General features: G+C 66.0%; 16 protein-coding genes. 8 read left to right on the top strand and 8 right to left on the bottom strand.

Features of this window, described 5'->3' with window-relative positions:
- Positions 1–13: 13 nt before the first annotated feature.
- Together RQG84_RS01040 and RQG84_RS01045 are read right to left on the bottom strand one after the other, a co-directional pair.
- Positions 14–1525, bottom strand: coding sequence for a hypothetical protein (locus RQG84_RS01040; protein ID WP_311208468.1), 1512 nt, complete (start codon positions 1523–1525; stop codon positions 14–16).
- Between the two features lie 986 nt (positions 1526–2511).
- On the bottom strand, positions 2512–2754 hold the full coding sequence (locus RQG84_RS01045; RefSeq protein ID WP_311208469.1) for a hypothetical protein: 243 nt from the start codon (positions 2752–2754) through the stop codon (positions 2512–2514).
- A 600-nt stretch (positions 2755–3354) separates the two neighbouring features.
- Between RQG84_RS01045 and RQG84_RS01050 the strand changes: the two genes are divergently transcribed.
- Positions 3355–4431: a hypothetical protein gene (locus RQG84_RS01050; protein WP_311208470.1), complete on the top strand. Its 1077-nt coding sequence runs from the start codon at positions 3355–3357 to the stop codon at positions 4429–4431.
- 213 nt (positions 4432–4644) lie between these two features.
- Here RQG84_RS01050 and RQG84_RS01055 read toward each other — a convergent pair whose 3' ends face one another.
- From RQG84_RS01055 to RQG84_RS01070, 4 genes are all read right to left on the bottom strand, one after another.
- Complete coding sequence (locus RQG84_RS01055) at positions 4645–5307, bottom strand: hypothetical protein (protein ID WP_311208471.1); 663 nt, start codon at positions 5305–5307, stop codon at positions 4645–4647.
- On the bottom strand, positions 5304–6464 hold the full coding sequence (locus RQG84_RS01060; protein ID WP_311208472.1) for an XRE family transcriptional regulator: 1161 nt from the start codon (positions 6462–6464) through the stop codon (positions 5304–5306). Before RQG84_RS01060 ends, RQG84_RS01055 begins: the two co-directional genes overlap by 4 nt.
- 460 nt (positions 6465–6924) lie before the next feature.
- Positions 6925–8067: a hypothetical protein gene (locus tag RQG84_RS01065; protein WP_311208473.1), complete on the bottom strand. Its 1143-nt coding sequence runs from the start codon at positions 8065–8067 to the stop codon at positions 6925–6927.
- A 143-nt stretch (positions 8068–8210) separates the two neighbouring features.
- The gene (locus RQG84_RS01070; RefSeq protein WP_311208474.1) at positions 8211–9440 is read right to left on the bottom strand and encodes a tyrosine-type recombinase/integrase; all 1230 of its coding nucleotides are present in this window, start codon (positions 9438–9440) and stop codon (positions 8211–8213) included.
- 664 nt (positions 9441–10104) lie between these two features.
- On the opposite strand from RQG84_RS01070, the gene RQG84_RS01075 reads away from it, so the two are divergent.
- From RQG84_RS01075 to RQG84_RS01085, 3 genes are read left to right on the top strand one after another with little or no spacing between them, the layout of a single operon-like run.
- Positions 10105–10659, top strand: a complete 555-nt coding sequence (locus RQG84_RS01075; protein ID WP_311208475.1) for a hypothetical protein — start codon at positions 10105–10107, stop codon at positions 10657–10659.
- Positions 10660–10669: 10 nt separating this feature from the next.
- Positions 10670–11143, top strand: coding sequence for a TIR domain-containing protein (locus tag RQG84_RS01080; RefSeq protein ID WP_311208476.1), 474 nt, complete (start codon positions 10670–10672; stop codon positions 11141–11143).
- The gene (locus RQG84_RS01085) at positions 11140–12006 is read left to right on the top strand and encodes an HIT family protein (protein WP_311208477.1); all 867 of its coding nucleotides are present in this window, start codon (positions 11140–11142) and stop codon (positions 12004–12006) included. The genes RQG84_RS01080 and RQG84_RS01085 overlap by 4 nt, the downstream gene beginning before the upstream one ends.
- A 25-nt stretch (positions 12007–12031) precedes the next feature.
- On the opposite strand, the gene RQG84_RS01090 is transcribed toward RQG84_RS01085, so the two are convergent.
- Positions 12032–12259 (bottom strand): hypothetical protein, encoded by a 228-nt coding sequence (locus tag RQG84_RS01090; protein WP_311208478.1) that lies wholly within the window; start codon positions 12257–12259, stop codon positions 12032–12034.
- A 141-nt stretch (positions 12260–12400) separates the two neighbouring features.
- Between RQG84_RS01090 and RQG84_RS01095 the strand changes: the two genes are divergently transcribed.
- The 3 genes from RQG84_RS01095 (at position 12401) to RQG84_RS01105 (ending at position 15060) form a co-directional block, all read left to right on the top strand.
- A complete protein-coding gene (locus RQG84_RS01095; RefSeq protein ID WP_311208479.1) occupies positions 12401–12850 on the top strand; it encodes a hypothetical protein in 450 nt (149 codons plus the stop codon).
- Between the two features lie 234 nt (positions 12851–13084).
- The gene (locus tag RQG84_RS01100) at positions 13085–13627 is read left to right on the top strand and encodes a flavin reductase family protein (RefSeq protein ID WP_311208480.1); all 543 of its coding nucleotides are present in this window, start codon (positions 13085–13087) and stop codon (positions 13625–13627) included.
- Positions 13628–14766: 1139 nt separating this feature from the next.
- Entirely contained in the window at positions 14767–15060 is a 294-nt protein-coding gene (locus tag RQG84_RS01105; protein WP_055968919.1) for a GNAT family N-acetyltransferase, read from the top strand.
- A gap of 68 nt (positions 15061–15128) precedes the next feature.
- On the opposite strand, the gene RQG84_RS01110 is transcribed toward RQG84_RS01105, so the two are convergent.
- Complete coding sequence (locus RQG84_RS01110) at positions 15129–16283, bottom strand: LCP family protein (protein ID WP_311208481.1); 1155 nt, start codon at positions 16281–16283, stop codon at positions 15129–15131.
- A 169-nt stretch (positions 16284–16452) separates the two neighbouring features.
- Here RQG84_RS01110 and RQG84_RS01115 point away from each other — a divergent pair, with 169 nt between their 5' ends.
- Positions 16453–17910, top strand: a complete 1458-nt coding sequence (locus RQG84_RS01115) for an LCP family protein (protein WP_311208482.1) — start codon at positions 16453–16455, stop codon at positions 17908–17910.
- The last annotated feature ends 78 nt before the right edge of the window (positions 17911–17988 follow it).

A 17988-nucleotide genomic window follows, 5' to 3' on the forward strand; every position in this document is an offset into this window, starting at 1 on the left:
GACGTCCTGCCCATCAGCTCTCCTCCTTGCGGTTCGCGAGGTAGTCGGCGTACTCGATGTCGATGGCCGGGTCGAGCGAGTCCAGGGGCCATCGGGTGACCGTGTAGCCGTCGTTCGTGGACCGCATCTCGTAGAAGTGGTCGTCACGGATCCAGTGGCGGCCGGTGAAGGGGCTGATGAGGCGGCGGGCGCGGGCCCGGTTGCGGCGGGATCGGTTTGCGAGGTTCGTTCCTCGGGTGAACTCCGGCGGCAGGACCTGCTGGTGGATCGCCTTCGCTTCGGACTCCACGAGCGAGGCGTCCGCGACTGGGCGCGGCTTGTCAGGGTGGATGCCGGCCAGGTGGGTGGCTTTGTGGGTGACCGCGGCGAGGATGCTGGGGTCTGCCCACCCGCCATCGGGTACCCCGACGCGGTACAGCATCTGGAGCTCGCCGGGATCGCTGCTGTCGTCACCGCCCTTCTTGGCTGGGTAGCGGACGACGGGCAGGCCGGACAGCTCCTCGAGGTCGTCGAGTGGGTTCTGGTAGCGGAAGAGGAACTCACCGGAGACCCAGACGGGAATCCATGCGTACAAGGAACGGACTGCGGACTCGATGTTGGACCGGGTGGAGAAGCGAGTGTCTCCGGTCTTGCGTGACGAGCGCAGCGTGGGGACACCGATCTCGTCGAGACGACGAGCCTTCTCCGAGACGGGCACGTCGGATGCGAGCACGAGGAGCATCTCTGCGACCTGCGGACGCAGCTCTGGCATCGGAACGAGCGTCGACAGTTCCTTGTCGAATCGGTACCCGAACGGGATCACCGCAGATCCGAACGGCCACTCGTTCCGACGCCACTTCGCGATCTTGCCGGCGAGAAGTCGCTGCACGATCGCGTCACGCTCGGTAGCCGCGCAGAAGCCCATCATGGTCAGCTGCATGAATCCGAAGGCTGAGTCCGGACCCGTCAGGCGGATCGTCATGTCCTTCGCGACGATCTTGTCAACGTTGTCACACAGACCCAACGACAGACGCTTCTCCTCGAACTGAGAACGGATCAGACGCGACAAGTTCGCCGCGTAGAGAACCCGCGGACGCAGCTCCTCGATCTCATCGATGAGCATCGTCGTGAACTCGTTGAAACCGTCCTCCGACGTCTTCGCCGCCGACGCCATGCTCCACAAGTGCCAGTACCCCTCGAAGTAGAAAAGGCGCGCCCGCGTCATGCCCAACCGCAGCTCCGTCACCAACACCTCGCGACGCTGAACTTGCCCGTCGACCTCCCAGTCCACAAAGAACGACCCGCCACGCATCGGCGTCATCCCCTCCCGACGCACCGCCTCCACCGCCGGGATGTCACGCAGGTTCTGATACGTCAGCTCACGCATCGAGTTGAACATCTCTCGGTCGTGCTCATCGGACTCACGCGACACGATGAAGCCCAGCGGACGGAGCATGGACTCCACCTGAGACTTCGACCGCTTCCGGCGCTTACGACGGCTGAGCTTCGCCAGCGCCTGCGCCGTCAGCTGCTCGATCTCGGTCATCTCGACCTCGGATGACCGCTTCGCGTTCTCCAGCGCGCGACGCTTCTTCTTGCCCTTCTTCTTGCTCTTCTTCTTGCTCTGGTTGGTCGTGACGTTGGTGCTCATGGGTGTGTCTTCCTTGCTGCTCGCTGTGAGCGTTCGTCCCGCGCCCGCCTTGAGCGTCGGGGTGCGCCGAGCCCGAGGTGGCCAGAACCATCCAGGCTCTGGAGACGTGCTCAACGACAACCGGATCGGTCTCGATGAGGGAGAGACGAACGGCGCTCATGCGCTTAGTGTCGTTTCTAAACGACGCGCGCACAAGTCTGCTCGCCACTCTCAGTTGAGCGACCCGAACTTTGAGTGCCGGCCAACCTTCTTCGGGTTTCGCGACACTGGATTCCACAGTCCGGAAGCGAGACTGGGCTGCCAACCATCACCTCGCAGGGCCTCAACGGTCGCAACTGAAGCGAGTCAAAGAGCCGGATCGATCATGGGAGGCACGCTGTTGTCACGAACTCCAGGCCGAAGGAGTTCGGAAGGTTTGCGACCAGACGTAGACCAGGGACGGTCCCACGACATGAGTGATTTCAACCCGTCGCCGCACTTTGCGTGCCCGGCGCTCGCAGACGTTCTCGATCGGTTGCTGGAGGGGGAGGCAGTGCCGACCGACGAACTGCGCCAGCCCTTTGCGTTCCTCCCCGTAGTGAACAGGACTGGCCGGGACTGACGGTCAGCAGGCGGGAACCCGGGTGGGTCAACTAGTCGGCTCGATGGCCCGGCTTCGGGCGGCGACGGATGAGCCATGCGACGGCCACGACAACGGCTAGACCGCCGACCACGGAACCGGTCAAGCCAAGGTTCTTACCGGCGTCGTTGTAGTAGGTCACGAGTGCAGCGATAGCAGCACCAGCGGCCACCATTGGGGTCGCAAGCTTAAACGCGCGGCTGAGAACCCTGAACGCTTGCGAGTCGGGCCCGACGAGCTCGCTCGACCACTTGTCGATGGCCTAGAGCACCGCCACCACCAAGGTCACGGTTGCCCCACCTGGCCGTGACGTGAGCGTATCGGTGACCGAGCTCCACGCAGTGAACTCTGGCTTGACAAGTCTGAGCAAGACGCCAGCTGCCAGACCTCCGAGGGCGATGAGGAACAGTCGGCCGTCGCCCCAGTGCTCGTTCTTGTCTGCCTTCTCCGCGAGACGCACCTCGAGAGTCTTCTTCCGGTTGCCGGACTCAGCCAACTCACCCATGAGATCTCCCTTGAACTCGTTCGAATGCTTTGGTGATTCATTGCCGCGCGGGCGTCGGGGCTCACGGTCAGAGTCCCACGGTTCAACGGAAGGTTCCTGCATGTCGACGGTCGCAGCAATCGCACTCATCTTCGCTGGCATCGGCGTGCCAGCATCCGCGCCGGACGTGTGCGCTTTGGTCGGCGCTCACAGCGATGCACTGCGATGGTCTCCGGTGTCCAGGCGACTGATCTGTGCAATGTGGGTGCTCATTCACATCCTCGTCGGTGCGATCCTGTTGTTGGCCGGAATCTCGTCTGAGGCGTGGGTCTAGCGTCGGCTGACTGGGTGCGTGCCGAGGTCGCAGTGTGCTGCTGTCCGCAGGCGGCGGTGTCGCAGATCGTGGACGTTAGGGGAGTGGCGTCGGCGCCGCTGAGCCGGCGACGGGCACGTCGTGCGCAGGCGGCGGACGGCTGGCGAAGTGGGCAAGGGTCACCGATCGCGGCTTCATCAGTCACGGCGACGGTCCAGCTGCACGAGCGCTTGTGCGCTGGCGGCCGACGTCGGTGCCCTGCCCTAGCGTTGAACGTGCGAGTCGGCATCATCGAAAGGGACGTGGGTATGAGTGCAAACCAGATCCGGCGCCAGCTCGAGCAGAAGCGGCGCCAACGCACCGATGCGGAAAGGAAGGCCGGCGACTACCGAAACAAGGAGTCCAAGAAGCGCACCGACGCTTCGAAAGCTCGAGAGGCAGCCGCGAGGTCCAAGTCGGCGTCGACGACGAAGTCGAAGCTGAACGAAGCTGAAAGGCGCGACCGCGAAGCTGCCTCCGCCGGGAAGGACGCCAACGCCTGGCAGACCCGCGCCTCCAATTACGCGAAGGAAGAGCACACCCTCGCCAGCAAGCTCGCCAAAGCCGAACAGGCCGAAGCTCTCGATGCCGAGAAGAAGCGGCAACGAGCCCAGCAGGCCGCCGACCGTCAACGGGCCGCCGAACGCCGCACCATGGAGCAGCGCCTCGCGCGCGCTGAAACCGACGTCAGCAGCGTCCGCCACGAGATGCGGCAACTGCGCGCGCCCAAACCCGAACCGCTGCGTGTCCTCATGCTCGGCGCCTCAGCGGATGGCGACCTGCGCGTGGGTCGTGAACAGAAGCGCATCCGAGCTGCGGTGGAGTCCGCGCTTCACCGCGACTCCATCCGCCTCGACGTCAGGCCGGCGGCAACCACCGAAGACCTGCTCGACGGCCTCACCCAGTCCCGCCCCCACGTCATCCACTTCTCCGGTCATAGCGACCACGACCTCATCGAGTTCGAAGACGAGAAGGACGAACCACACGAGGGCGTCATCATCACAGCGACAGCATTCGTGAACGCCCTCCAAGCGACGGACGAACCGCCACTTCTCGTGCTGCTCAACTCCTGCAACTCCGCCTCCCAGATCGACGCGCTCGTCGAAGGCGTGGTTCCATTCGCCATCGGTATGGCTGACGAGATCGACGACGCGGACGCGATCAACTACGCAGCGCGCTTCTACGCAACTGTGGCGAACGGACACTCAATCGAGGCTGCGCACCTGACGGGTCGTGCTGCGCTCGAGTTCGCTGGCCTAGAGGGGGCGGACCTGCCGACGCTCGCCTGCGCATCGGACGTGGACCCACGGACCGCGGTGCTGGTCCAGCCAGACGGCAACGATTGACCACGGGTGTCCAGATTTCCGACGGCCTCGACGTAGCGGTCGAATCCGTCTAGGCAGATTCCGTAGCCTGGGTGAGGAACCGGAGGAGCCCGACAGGCGCCAGCCGGCACGCGCTCGGCGGCGGCCAATCGTTCGACGCGCGAGCTCGGACGGATCAACCGTGACTCGAGCGTCATGCGGTTCCCAGCGCGACCAGCAGAAGCCGCCCGGCCGCTACTTGTCGTTGCTTCCAGCGGCTTCGGCCGTCTCTTTGCGGGCTCTCGCTTCCTTCTTCGCTGCCGCGAGCCCGGACTTCACGTCGCTGACGTCCCAGTGCGGCAAGGCACCGAACGGGCGCAGCCGCTCGTACGTCTTCTTGACTCCGTTGGTGTCGAGCAGGCCGTGCGCGACTGCCATCAGCAGCGCGTCCTCGATGGTGAAGCACTCGAAGTTGAGGGCCTCGGCTGTCTCCCTGGCATCCCGGTCGTCGATCCCCAGTCGCACCTCTCGACCTTGATCGCGTGCGCCGATGCCGTGCGTCATGACGGCGTACTCGCCGAGGTGCTGATCAGGGTGGCCGCCGCCAGCGAGCCCACTGCCCAGGGGGTACCGCCGGCGAAGCATGTCGAGCGTCCTGATAGCCGACGACAAGGGTCCGATGAGTTGGAGGAGCTTGATGGGTCCTTCTGTCTTCACGATGGCGGTCATCTGGCTGACGTCCCAGCCGTTCGCCCTCGCCTTGTTGACGGCCTCGTTGTAGACCTCCTGTGGCACGAACAGTTCGCAGTTCGCCGCTTTCAACGCGTTCAGGAGGATCTTCAACTCCTTGGCCGCGGCGAAGTTGAGCACGCAGACGGTGTCGAGGATGGTGACGTCCGCCGGCGGGGCTGTGGTCACGCGGGCGCGAGTTCGGTATCGACCTCGTCGGGGCGCAGGTCGCTCGGGTCCTGACCGAGTGCGGCGGCAGCTGCCGCCGCGTTGATGAGACCGGCGCGCAAGGCAGCCAGGACGCGAGCCTCGATGCGCGCGGGGATGCGCTCGACCTTGGCGGCCTTCTCGCGTTGGATGTGCTCGGTGAGGTGGCTGGTCTCGATGGCGGCGGCACGGGCGGTCGGGGCGTCGGCCGTCGGCTTGAGTCCCAGATCGCCGAGGGCTATCCATGCGGTTTTGGGTGAGACGCCGTAGGCCTCTGCCAGAAGGCATGCGGCGGTGTAGTCCAGGGGTCCCCTGCCCGTGGGGAGGCCCGCTGCGGCAATCCAGTTCTTGATGCCGTCGCCTGGGATGAGGAGGGTCTGGGCGAACTTGTCCGCGCGCATCTCGTAGATGTCGCGGTCGGCAGTCTCGCTGTGGCTGTCGCCGAACAGGATGTGTGCGACCTCGTGAGCCAGGCTGAAGCGCTGGCGCGCGTACGGCTCGGAGATGTTCACGCCAGCGACGACCACGTGTCGCTCGTCATCGAATGCGGCGACCGCCGAGAGTCCTCCCGTGAGGGGGACAACCGCCAGGTCGATACCGAGCCGCTCCTCCACGACGTCGTGCAGCCCGGGGAGGGGGTCGGAGCCAAGGCCGAGTTCGTTGCGCAGGTGGAGCGCGAGGTTGACTCCCTGAGCCTTCGACGCCCGGCCGCTCGTCAGAGCTGAGTGGGCGACGTCGGTCCAGGCCTGCTCGACCGGAACGCTGGCGAGCCCGGCATCGTCCAGGTCGTCATCGACCTCGAGCAGGCTCAGGACGCGGTCGGCGCGCGAGGCGACATCGCCGCCGTCGTCGCCGCGAGCAGCCAAACGCACCCGGTCGCGGACCGGGGAACCCTCGAGCAGGTACCCCATCGTCTTGCCCAGGGCGTACGAAAGGCTGCTGAGTACCTCCGACGTGATGGCAGCCAGCGGCAGTTGCCCGTTCTCGAGGCGGGAGTAGCTGGCCTGGGACATGCCTACCGACTCCGCGAACGGCACCTGCTTGAAACCGAGCCGCGTGCGCTCAGCGCGGACCCGCTGCCCGATCGCCACGCGATCGAACGGCGATTCCTCCTCGGTCGTCTCCTGAAACCAGTCCATCTCTGCCTCCTGAATAGGATTCTATCACGTCTATTCAGTAAGCACTGTGCGGGACACCGCCGACAGGACAAGCCTCACCATCACGGATGGCCTGTCTGTTGATGAAGGATGCGCCCCTAGTTGGCGCTGTCACTGAGACCGCGAGGACGGCCTTCTGTTGAAGTCAGCCTGCTGGACCCGACGATGTGGACAGAGAAGGGTGACCACAACGATCCGGTGACAGTCACACGCGTGTGGGTCACAGCTATCGATGCCGACAACCGACCAGCTCCGTCGATCTGGCCCTCGACGCACTGCACCGCTTGCAGAGATGGATGACCACTCAAGGCCTGGACGTGCCGGCCATCGTCACCGAGGGCCTGAGGGCGTCCCATCAGGGATGCTGCTCGGAGCAGCACCCCAGGCCTGGCCGTTCGACTCCTAGGTTCACCATGCGGCGTCCTGGCTTCGCGGTCGACCGCTACGTCGTCTGCGCGTCGCCTGAGTCGTCTCGCTCCGGGGTGTCGTCAACGATGCGGCCCCTGCGTCGTGGCCCGGTGATAGTGAAGGGCACCAAGGTTCCGTCTGGAAGGGCGAACATCGAAGGCCGCGCGGCGCCTCCGTCGTCCGGAGTCGTGACCGAGACCCGGATGCCGACCGGTGGTCCAGTGAACCCGACCGGGGGCACCTCGCCGACCATTCCAGGATGCGGCGCGATACTCACATCTCTCGGGGTGGCATGGTCAGCGAAGTGCACAATCGCGGCGTGGTGAAAGATGGCGGCGTACACGTGAGCGAGCACGATTACCTCGGCCAGGATTGCTCGATAGTCGAGTTCGATCTGGGTGACCTCGAGCCCCTGCCGTTCCTTGCGTGAACGCCCCTTCAGTCGTGGCCGAGCCAGCACCTCGATGACCGGCAGCTTCGTCAAGTCCGCGAATTTGTCCCCGCGAACCGTCGAGAGAGGTAGGTCGCCGTTGTCGCTCATCTCGATGAGCGACAGCGAAGTCCGGAGGTCTGAGCGCGCTCGGACGACCAACCCGTGCTTGATCTTGTTGTGCGCCGTCGTGAGGTTGAACTCGGCCGGCGCGAGCAGGCGAACGGCATGCTCGATCCATTCGGCGCACATTCTCACGAACGCGGCCGCCGCGGGATGAGACTCCTCGTCGACGACGAAGTTGACGGGCAGGACCATGCGAGCGAGGAAGTCGTCGGAGACCTTGTCGTTGACGTCGAAGGCCGCGTCGAGCAGCGAACCGATGGACTGCAGGTCATCGTCTGTCGCGGCCACCCACAGGCTCCTGGGCTCAGTCGCCCCGTCGATGTCTCGGTGTGCGACCGTGACGAACAGGCGAACGAGAGCCTCCGCCACGTGATGCCGCAGCGCGAAAGCATCGAGAGCGACCTGCGATGACACCACCCGGGTCGGTGGCACGTCTTCTGTATCGGTATCTCGCATGATGGCGGAAATGAGGCCCGCGAGGTCCGGTCGACCGCCAAAGGTGCCGTCACCGATGGCATCGTCTGGGGCGTCCTGTCGTGCCCACCCGTGGAGCATCGCCGCACGAGAGACGAAGTAGCCATACGGGTCCGACGTCAAGTAGGTGTCGTCGAGCTCGCGCACCTGCTCGGGCGTCGGGTCAGGCCCTTGCGGGGCTGAGTACACGGAGTGCCACCTTCCGTCGACTGATGCTGGGACTTCACGATACGAGCGCTCGCCGACATGAACGGACAGATCCCGCCCTGCCACAGGGTCAGCGTTGAGAGCTAGGCCGCCGAGTCAGCCGGCAAGATCTGCGTCTGCAGTCGCGAGTGCTCGACGTCGCCGGCCTGACGTGCCACATACATGTCGAGCGTGATCGACGGACGCTTGTGACCCAACCACTTCGAGACCGACTTGGGCGAAAGGCCGAAACCGTTGGACGACGTCGGCGCCAACGAGTACGACGCGTACGCGTGCCGCAACCAGTGAAACGTCCACTCCCATTCGCACTCTGTTGCAGCGGCCGTCGCCAAGCGCCCACACTGCGTCGCCCACGCGGTCACCGAACGATGCCGCGGGAACAACCAACCGTGATGCGGATCGTCGGCCGGCAACGCCAGACTGTCCTCGACGAGCGAGGCAGCAACATCCCGCACAGCGGACCACATCACCGCAGTCCTCGTCCGCTTGTTCTTCGGCAACTTCGTCGCTGGCCACGGCCGCGACCGATCAAGCTGAACCAAGACGTCGATCTCGCCGGTCTCCAGGTCGATGCTGTCGTGCCGCAACGCCAACAACTCGTTGATGCGCAGGCCCGAACCGAAAGCCAGCATCACCAGGCGCGACCCGTACCCCGGATACTGCTCCTCGAACGCCCTTGCGAACCGTCGCACGTCCGACGTCGTCGGGCACAGATCCATGCTGATGTGATCACTAGAGGTCTTCGGGGGAGGGCACGCCTTCTTCGCGTTCTTCACGATGCGTTGACGGCGACGCGGTTCGCCGAATGCCTCCGCCTCCAAGAAGTAGCCGCGATCATCGGCCCACGACATGAATGCGTTCAGCGTGCGTGCCACGTTGCGCACTGTGGACACTGACGCACCCTTGGCGACGGCATGATCGAAGATGGCAGCCCACTGCTGGATGGAAACATCAGCACACAGCGTCGAACCGATCGACACCGGCACCCAGCAATTCCAGTTCGAGCGGTACTGGTCGATCGTCGAGGTATCGCCCTCCCGGCGCCGAGCGATCACCATCGCCTGGAACGCCTGATCCAACGTGCAGAACACCCCGGGCTGCGCACCATGCATCTTGGCGAACTTCGCTCGCAGACGCTCAGCCTCAACCTCCGCCGCAGCGCGGGAACCGCAACGCTTCTGCTTGCGCTCACCCACCCCCACGGCACCACCGGTGTAGTAGCTGACTCGCCCGTCCGAGCTCACTCGGACCGGATCCTTGTCGCGACGCACCACACGCTTCACGGAAACGTTCTCGCTGACATCAGTGGACACGGCCCGCTCCTCGCTTGCGAGGCTGGCGAACCGGCTCAGACGGCGTCGCAGCTGGAGTGGGATCGAACAGCTGCTCAGACGACGGGCCGGCTACCCACGCCTGCAGGGACTCATAGGTCCACCGCGGCAGACTGCCGACCTCGCGAGGCAGCGGAAAGCTGGGGTCCTTGGCGCGCACGACGTCAAGATGACGTCGGCTGACACCAAGGAGAGCGGCGACTGCTTCGGGGTCAAGGAACGGCCGGCACGCGGCGGTGTGGGGTGCGATGTCCATGACTGCACCGGTGCCGTGCTGCCGTTGGGACGCAATGGTGCACACCAGGCCGCGCTGGCGAGTTGGGTGCCTTTCGTGCGCGGAGGCAATCAGGCATCGATGCGCGCGCAGAGAGGGGTCGGTGGACACCGCAAAAGTGTATGATGGAAACGACACGTGGTGTAGACCCCTACACAACATTTTCGAGGAATGAACATCCGCTAAGTCGTCGTGGGACGCCGCCAGTTCGAGAGTCGCGCTTCTTTCACGCCGATGAGACTCGCCCTGGCCGCATCGGCAATTCGTGTGGAGCAGGGGGTGGTGCGCAAAAACTTGTCCCTGGTCGGTGATCGGAACCTTCGAGCGGTGAGGAACGGGACGTCCTGCCGCTGTCGCGACCTGGGGAGTTCTGTGTTCTACACCGTCGATGATGCTCGCGACGTCAGCGTCAGGCTTTCTCGTACCGAGTCCTTCAGTGTGGAGGAGTCACTGCTGAAGCATTCGGATATCGGGCGCGAGTACGACGTCTTCCTGAGTCACAGCTTCGCTGACCGAAGGGTCTTGCATGGCGTGATCCGCATCATCGAGAGCCAGGGCGTCTCGGTGTATGTCGACTGGCGTGACGATCCGTTGCTGGAGCGTCAGCATGTCACCGCGACGACAGCTGAACGCCTTCGTCAGCGAATGCATCGGTGCCGGGCGCTGATCTTCGCCACGTCCGAGACGTCCAGCAAGTCAGTCTGGATGCCGTGGGAACTCGGCTACTTCGACGGACGCAAGGCAGGACGTGTCGCTGTCATGCCGCTGACTAAACGTCCGAACGACATCTGGGACGGCCAGGAATACCTCGGTCTCTATCCCGTCGTCGAGCGGCACGCACTCGGGGGACACGTCCACATCGTCAGCAAGTCCAACAGTCAAGCGCGCTGGTCTTCGGTGCGTTCGATGGCCGGTCACAGACCCTAGAGGAGAGAACATGACCAAGTCAGTCTTCTACAGCTTCGACTTCAGCAACGACGTCCACCGAGTCCAACTGGTGCGCAACATCGGTGCACTGAAGGGACAGGTTCTGCTCGAAGGACAGAAGTGGGAAGCGGTTAGACAGCGGGGACCCAAAGCCATCGAGGCCTGGATCGACGAGCAGATGGACGGCAAGGAAGCCGTCATTGTTCTCATCGGAACCTCAACCGCGTCGAGGGATTGGGTCACCTACGAGATCGAGAAGGCCTGGAACGAACGGATCCCGATCCTGGGGGTGAAGATCCACGGGCTGTCCTCGCTGGGCTCGACCAGCCGCGCAGGCGCTACGCCGTTCACCAACACCGCCATTCCCGTATTCGACCCGACGGCACGAGACAGCAGCGGTCGGATCGACTCGCGCGCGACTTACGCCAACCTCACGCGCGACCTGCCGTCCTGGGCAGGGCGGGGCGCAGTCAGTTCACGATGAACATCGGGCGTGCGTGCGTCTTCTGCGACATCCTCGAAGGACAACCCGCGACGGTTCTATACGAGGACGACACCACCTTCGTCATCTCACCCAAGGACCCCGCAACCAACGGCCACCTGCTCGTCATCCCCAAAGGCCATGTCGGTGACATCTGGTCCCTCGAAACGACAGCAGCACAGGCGCTCGCCGAAACGGTCCTCATCGTGTCCAAGGCGGTCCGCTCAGCGCACCAACCCGACGGTCTGAACATCATCCAGTCCAACGGGACCGCAGCCACCCAAAGCGTCGACCACGTCCACATTCACGTCCTGCCGCGGTACACCACCGACGCCATGGACCTGGCCTGGCCCAAGTCCGCATGGGGGACACCCGCGCAGGAAGAAGCGTCAATCCAGGCGGTCCGCAAGGCCCTCGGCACCGGGACCCTGCGGACGGTGACGGGCGAGGACCGGCGCCAGCACCTAGCGTTCATCCAGGCCATCGTGACCCGCATGGCTCAGGCCTCAGCGCAGACCAAGACGTGGCTGCTGCCGATCGTGACCGCCGCCTACGGTGCCGCCGTCTTGAAGTCGAATGAGTGGCTCGCCGTTCTCGGCATTGGGGCCGTCGCGATCTTCGCACTCTTGGATGCGAACTACCTCAAGCAAGAGAAGGGCTTCAGACGCCTCTACGACAAAGTCATCACGGGCAAACCGATCAAGCCGTTCGCACTCGTGCCCGAGCTCGCATCCAGCGACAACAAGAACCGTGACTACTGGCCGGACTGGGAAGTGTGGCGCTCATGGGCCATCGCGCCCGTCTACGGCGCGCTGGCAGGCGCTGGCTTGATCATCGTCCTCGCTCTCCAATGTCAAACGATATGACGCCGCGACGGGGCAACGCTCGTGATCAGAGTCCGTGCGTGGTGAAGAAGTGCGCACCCTTCGCGAGCAGCACGCAGTTGACGAGGGCTGCCGACCACAGCAGCGCCGTCTCTCTGTACCGCTTTGGCCGAGGCCAATCCATCGCTTTCATGTCTCGCTGCGCTCGAACGATGAGGTACGTGGCAGTGAGCGACCATGCTGTAAATGGAGTCCAGTACAGAACCCACAAGGTTGCGGTGGCGGGCAGGGACATGAAGAGAGCCTCCGGACGTAGTATCTGCGGCCTGACAGGCAACACGGTTCCGACCAGAAGGAAGACCGCCACCATGTGCGCTCCAGCAATTCGAGCGATCCGATGACGCACCGCGGACCTGACGTCGTAGCCACCGGAGAGATGGCGCGCGTCGACCAACGACCATGGTCGGACGTCACGCTCAGCGTCATCCTCACCTTGGGCCTCGGTCTTGGCGCGGCCCTTGGATGGAGCGTCGAGGATGTTGAAGCGTTCGCGCGCTCGTTGGGGGGTGGCTGGGGTGGGGTCGTGCTTGGCGTCTGGGCCTTCGCCACAGCCTGGTCCGCTCACACCCTCAAGGTGTCTCGGCTGATACGGGGGGCGTTCGAGTTCGTACGGCTCGTGATCCCAGTCCTCTTCTTGGCAGCTGCTGGTGCAGCCCTCGCGCGGGCGGCGCAGGGCAACGAGTCGAGTGTTTCAAGCGAAGAGGTCGGAGTGCTCACGACCATCGGTGCCGTCGTCGCGTGTTTCGTGGTGATCCGCACCCGCGCCGTACGGCGGCGCTTCTCGGCGAAGTTCGCGGCGCAGGTTGCAGCACTCGCAGGCAGGTGATGGCACGACTTCTGTGACGCGCCTGTGACACCCGTCCGGTATATTCGCTGGTCAGGGGCGTCATCGGCTCCTGCTGGTCAAGATCACCCAGATCTACGAGGGCACGAACCAGGTCCAGCGGATCGTCATGGCTCGTCAGCTGCTCGCGGGGATCCAGTCGGACCTCTGAGCGGAGCGCTTGACCTCGAGTGGACTTGAGGTTCTAGGCTCGCGTGGACGACGAAGGGAGACGGCATGGGCACGCGCACGGACGTGGAGACCGGGGCCGACGCGATCTCGACACGCGGTTCCGCCGGTGTGGCCGAGCTCTTGAAGGCGGCGTTCCGACGCCACGCCAGCGGGGTCGCGATCATCACGGCGATGGGTCCGGACGGCCCGGTCGGACTCACCGCCTCCAGCGTGGCCTCGGTGTCCACCCACCCACCGGCGCTCTCGTTCTCGGTCCTGACGTCCAGCACGTCCGGCAGCGCGATCGCCGAGGCGGCTGAGCTCGACGTCCACCTGCTCCCCTCGGGGCTCGCCGACCTGGCCGACGCCTACGGCCGGTCGGCCGGCGCGCGCTTCGTCCCCGAGCAGGGCTGGGCGTCCGACGACGTCGGCACCACGCTTCCCGAGGCGGCCGCGTCGCTGCGGTGCGTGCCCCTCGCGCGGGTGCCGGTGGGGGAGTCCGTCGTCGTGGTCGCCGAGGTCCGTGACGTGCAGCTGGGTCCCGTGGGTGAGCCCTTGGTCTACCACGACCGGACCTACCGGACGGTGGGCGCGATCAGCGACCGCTGATGAGGCGGTTCCACTCGGCCGCTGCGTCGCGGTCGGGCGTTCGCCTGCGGCTGCGTCGGTCGGGGTGGGCTTCGGCCTGCGGCTGCGTCGGTCGAGGTGGGCGTCGACCTGCTGCTGCGTCGGTCGAGGTGGGCGTCGACCTGCTGCTGCGTTGGTCGGGGCGGGCTTCGACCTGCTGCTGCGTTGGTCGGGGCGGGCTTCGACCTGCGGCTGCGTTGCTCCGGCTGGATCGTGCCTTGCGGCTGCGTCGCTCGGGGTGGGTCTGGACCTGCGGCTGCGGTCGCTCGGGGTGGGTCTCGACCTGCGGCTGCGTCGCTGTGGCTGCGAGGCGGGTCGATCTCCGAAAGGGCCTCGACCGGCGGATGGGTCCGGGGTCGGTTGGGCTCTCGGGGCGTGGCTGGGGGTGACGCAAGGTTCTGCGTTCGTGCGTGAGGGGTCGAAGGATGCTGCGTTTGCTACGGGATTCCGTCGTGAACGCAGCATCGTTCGGGTTTCTGCACGCGAAGGCAGAATCTTGCGTCCGCCGGGGGCGACTCGTGCGCCGGGTGGGCGGGGATTCTTCCTTTGGGTGGGACGGTCCACGAGAAGGGAGAATCACTGCCCCTATGGGGCCCCTTTTCGTCGCCACGATCCTTCCTTCGCGAGGCACGGTCCACGCGAAGGACGAATCGTGCGTGGATCACGCGCAGATGGAGAATCGTGGCCGCGCCCCGCAGACCCAACCGACCCGAGACCCCCGCTCCGGTCGAGGCCCTTTCGGAGACCGCCCCGACGTGGAGCCACAACGACGCAGCACCAGGAGAAGGCCCAGCCGCGCCCCGCAGACCCAGTCGGGACGGGACCCCCGCTCCGGTCGAGGCCCTTTCGGAGACCGACCCGACTCGCACTCGCGGCAGCGCAGCAGCAAGCGAATCGCTGAGCCGCGCCCCGCAGACCCGGCCGCGCCGAGACCCGCTGCTCCGGTCGAGGCCCTCTCGGAGACCACCCAGCCTCGCAGCCACGGCAGCGCAGCAGCGAGCGGGAACCGACCACCGCCCCGCCGACCCACCCGCACCACCCGGACCGGCTGGGGTCCTTCCGTGACGTGACAGGATCCTGTCGTGCGGCACTGGTGCGGCGCACGACCGAGAGGATGTCCCATGGCAGAACTGACCGTCGAGGACCAGCCCGGCAAGAACCGGTTCGAGGCGCGCCTCGGCGACGAGCTCCTCGGCTTCGTGGAGTACCAGCGCACCGACGAGCTGGTCGTCATCACCCACACCGAGGTGCCGCGCGAGAACGAGGGCCGTGGCATCGGCTCCCTCCTGGCCCGGGGCATCCTCGACGACACCCGGGCCCGCGGGGCGAAGGCCCTCGTCACGTGCCCGTTCGTGCTCGCCTGGATCGGGCGCCACCCGGACTACCAGGACCTGCAGTTCAACGCTCCGCGTTGACCCGACCGCGCTGACCTGCCCGCGCTGAGATCCGCGCCGACCGGCCCGGTGGCCGGCGGCTCAGCCGCTCAGTCCTTGGGCAGGCCGTCGGCCGTGCACAGGTCGCCGATGCTCCCGGTGCGGTCGGCCTTGACGAGGTCGAACATCTGCTGGCTGCGCTCGGCGTCCCAGCGGACCGAGAAGTCGGCCAGGGGGACGGTGCAGCTCAGACCGTCCGACCCCATGGCCGAGCGCAGACCCAGGGCGAACTTGACCAGGTCGTAGGGGTTCGTGCCCTCGCCGATCTGCACCGCGCTGGCCGCGCCGGTGTTGACGCCCCAGTAGCGGACCGGGTTCACGATCGTCCACGGCGACGCCGCCTTCTTCGCGATGCCGCTGATCACCTCGCGCTGGCTCTGCACGCGCTGGATGTCCTGCGTGGCGTAGCTGTGGCGGTTGCGCGAGTACGCCAGCGCCGTCGCACCGTCGGCCTCCTGGCACCCGGCCTTCACGTCGAGCCCGGAGTCCTTGTCCTTGATGTCCTCCTTCGGGCAGATCTCGACGCCACCCAGGGCGTCGACCACCTTCACGAGCCCGCCGAAGCCGATCTCCACGTAGTCGTCGACCGTGATGCCGGTGTTCTGCTCCACGGTCTGGGTCAGCAGCTGAGCGCCTCCGTAGGCGTAGGCCGCGTTGATCTTGGTTGACCCGTAGCCAGGCACGTCGACGATCGAGTCACGCGGGATCGACATGAGCATCGACGGACCGGCGCCGGTGTGCAGCAGCATGATCGTGTCGGTGCGTCCTCGACCTCCGCCGTCCCCGCCCGTGCTCAGCTCGGACTGCTCCTCCTTGCTGAGTCCGGCCCGGCTGTCCGAGCCGACGATGAGGAAGGTGGTGCCGGGCTGGTCGCCCGGACCCTCGGCCTCGGGCTGGAACGGGATCTTCGAGGCGGTCGAGTAGGCGTAGAGAGGCGTGCCGACCAGGAAGGCGAGCCAGGCCAGCAGCAGGAGAGCCACGACGCGCCCGGGCCCGCGTCGGCCGCGCTTCCTGCGCGGCGGCTCCGCCGCGGGTCGGCGGCTCGACCCGGGCGGGGGCAGGTTCGGAGGCGGCAGCTCGTCTCGGCGCACGCTCTGCTGCGGCTGCTGCCGGGTCCGGTCGCGATCGGCGTCGCGGTCGGCGTCGCGGTCGTCGCCCGAGCCGTACAACCATCCGTAGCTGTCCTCTGGGCGTTGCTCTGGCATGGGTCCGAACCTATCCGAGCGGTACCCGTCGGCGGTGCTTCTGCGCGGTGGCGCCCCGCAGAAACCTGCTCGTCCCGGCGCGCCCTCGACCTCGGGTAGAGAGTTTGTGTGACGATCGACGCGACCTGCTCGCCCTGCTCTTCCCCCGGCAGCGACCTCTGAGGACGACATGCACGAGAACACCCGTACCTCGCCCCACCCGCCCTCGACGGGCCCGGCGGCGGCACACGCGGCCTCCGAGCGCATCCAGCTGCGCCGCGCCCTCACGCTGACCCTCATGACGCTGGTCATGCCCGGCTCGGCCCAGATCGTCACCGGCAACAAGCGCATCGGCCGCATCGCCCTGCGCATCTGGCTCGGCTGCCTCGCGGTCGGTGCCCTCATGCTCGTGCTCGCCCTGACCTCACGGTCCGGCCTGTTCATGCTCTTCACCGACGGGCGGATCCTCACCCCCGTGCGGTACGCCCTCATGGGCGGCGCCCTCTTCTGGATGGTCCTCATCGTCGACGCCTGGCGCCTCGGCCAGCCGCTGCGCCTCGCCCGCCGGCACCGCTTCTGGGTCGCCGGCCTCAACGGAGCGCTGTGCTTCGTGACCGCCGGCGCCATGTTCTTCGCCGCGCACCTCGTGAGCGTCCAGACCGGTGTGCTCGACACCGTGTTCGCGGCCTCGACGACGTCGAAGCCGGCCGACGGTCGCTACAACGTCCTCCTCATGGGCACCGACTCCGGCAAGGACCGCTCGGGCATGCGACCGGACTCGATCAACGTCGCCAGCATCGACGCCGAGACGGGTCGCACCGTGATCATCGGTCTGCCGCGCAACCTCGAGGACGTGCCGTTCCCCTCCGACTCGTTCATGAAGAAGGAGTTCCCGTCCACGTTCGACTGCGACGGCTGCTACCTCAACGCGGTCAACACGTGGGCCAACGACAACGCGGCCCAGATGGGCGTGAAGAAGGTCGGGCACCGCACTCCCGGCATCCAGGCGACGATCGACGCCGTCGAGGCCATCACCGGGCTCGACCTCAACTACTACGCCCTCGTGAACATGGCGGGCTTCTCCGACCTGATCGACGCCGTGGGCGGTGTCAGCATCGACGTCCAGGAGCGCACGGCGATCGGTGGCATCGGCTCGCCGATCCGTGGGTACATCGAGCCCGGACGCCAGAAGCTCACGGGTGACCAGGCGCTCTGGTACTCCCGCAGCCGCGTGCTCAACAACGACTTCTCGCGCATGGGCCGCCAGAAGTGCGTCATGACGGCGATGCTGCGCGAGCTCAGCCCCAAGAAGGTCCTCATGAACGTGGAGAAGATCGCCGACTCGAGCAAGACGCTGCTCGACACCGACATCCCGGCCCGTGACCTCAACGTGTTCATGGACCTCGCGCTGAAGGCCAAGGCGCAGCCCATCTCGTCGGTCTCGCTCGTGCCTCCGGTGATCTTCACCGGCAACCCCGACTACGACAAGGTGCGCTCGCTCATCTCCAAGGCGATCGACAAGGCCGAGGGCAAGAAGCAGGCGAAGGACGGCATCCTCGCCGCGTCCCTGTCGGTGCCCTCGTCGGCGGGCGACGCGAAGGATCCGACCAAGGCGAACCAGAGCGACGACCTCGACTCGTCCTGCTGATCACGCGGTGCTCACGGGTCGTGGACGAGAGGGCTTGGCGCGGTGAGCGATAATGGTGCGTCGCCAGCACTCCGAGAC

The organism is Aeromicrobium sp. WCS2018Hpa-31 (assembly GCF_031843905.1).
Taxonomy (GTDB): domain Bacteria; phylum Actinomycetota; class Actinomycetes; order Propionibacteriales; family Nocardioidaceae; genus Aeromicrobium.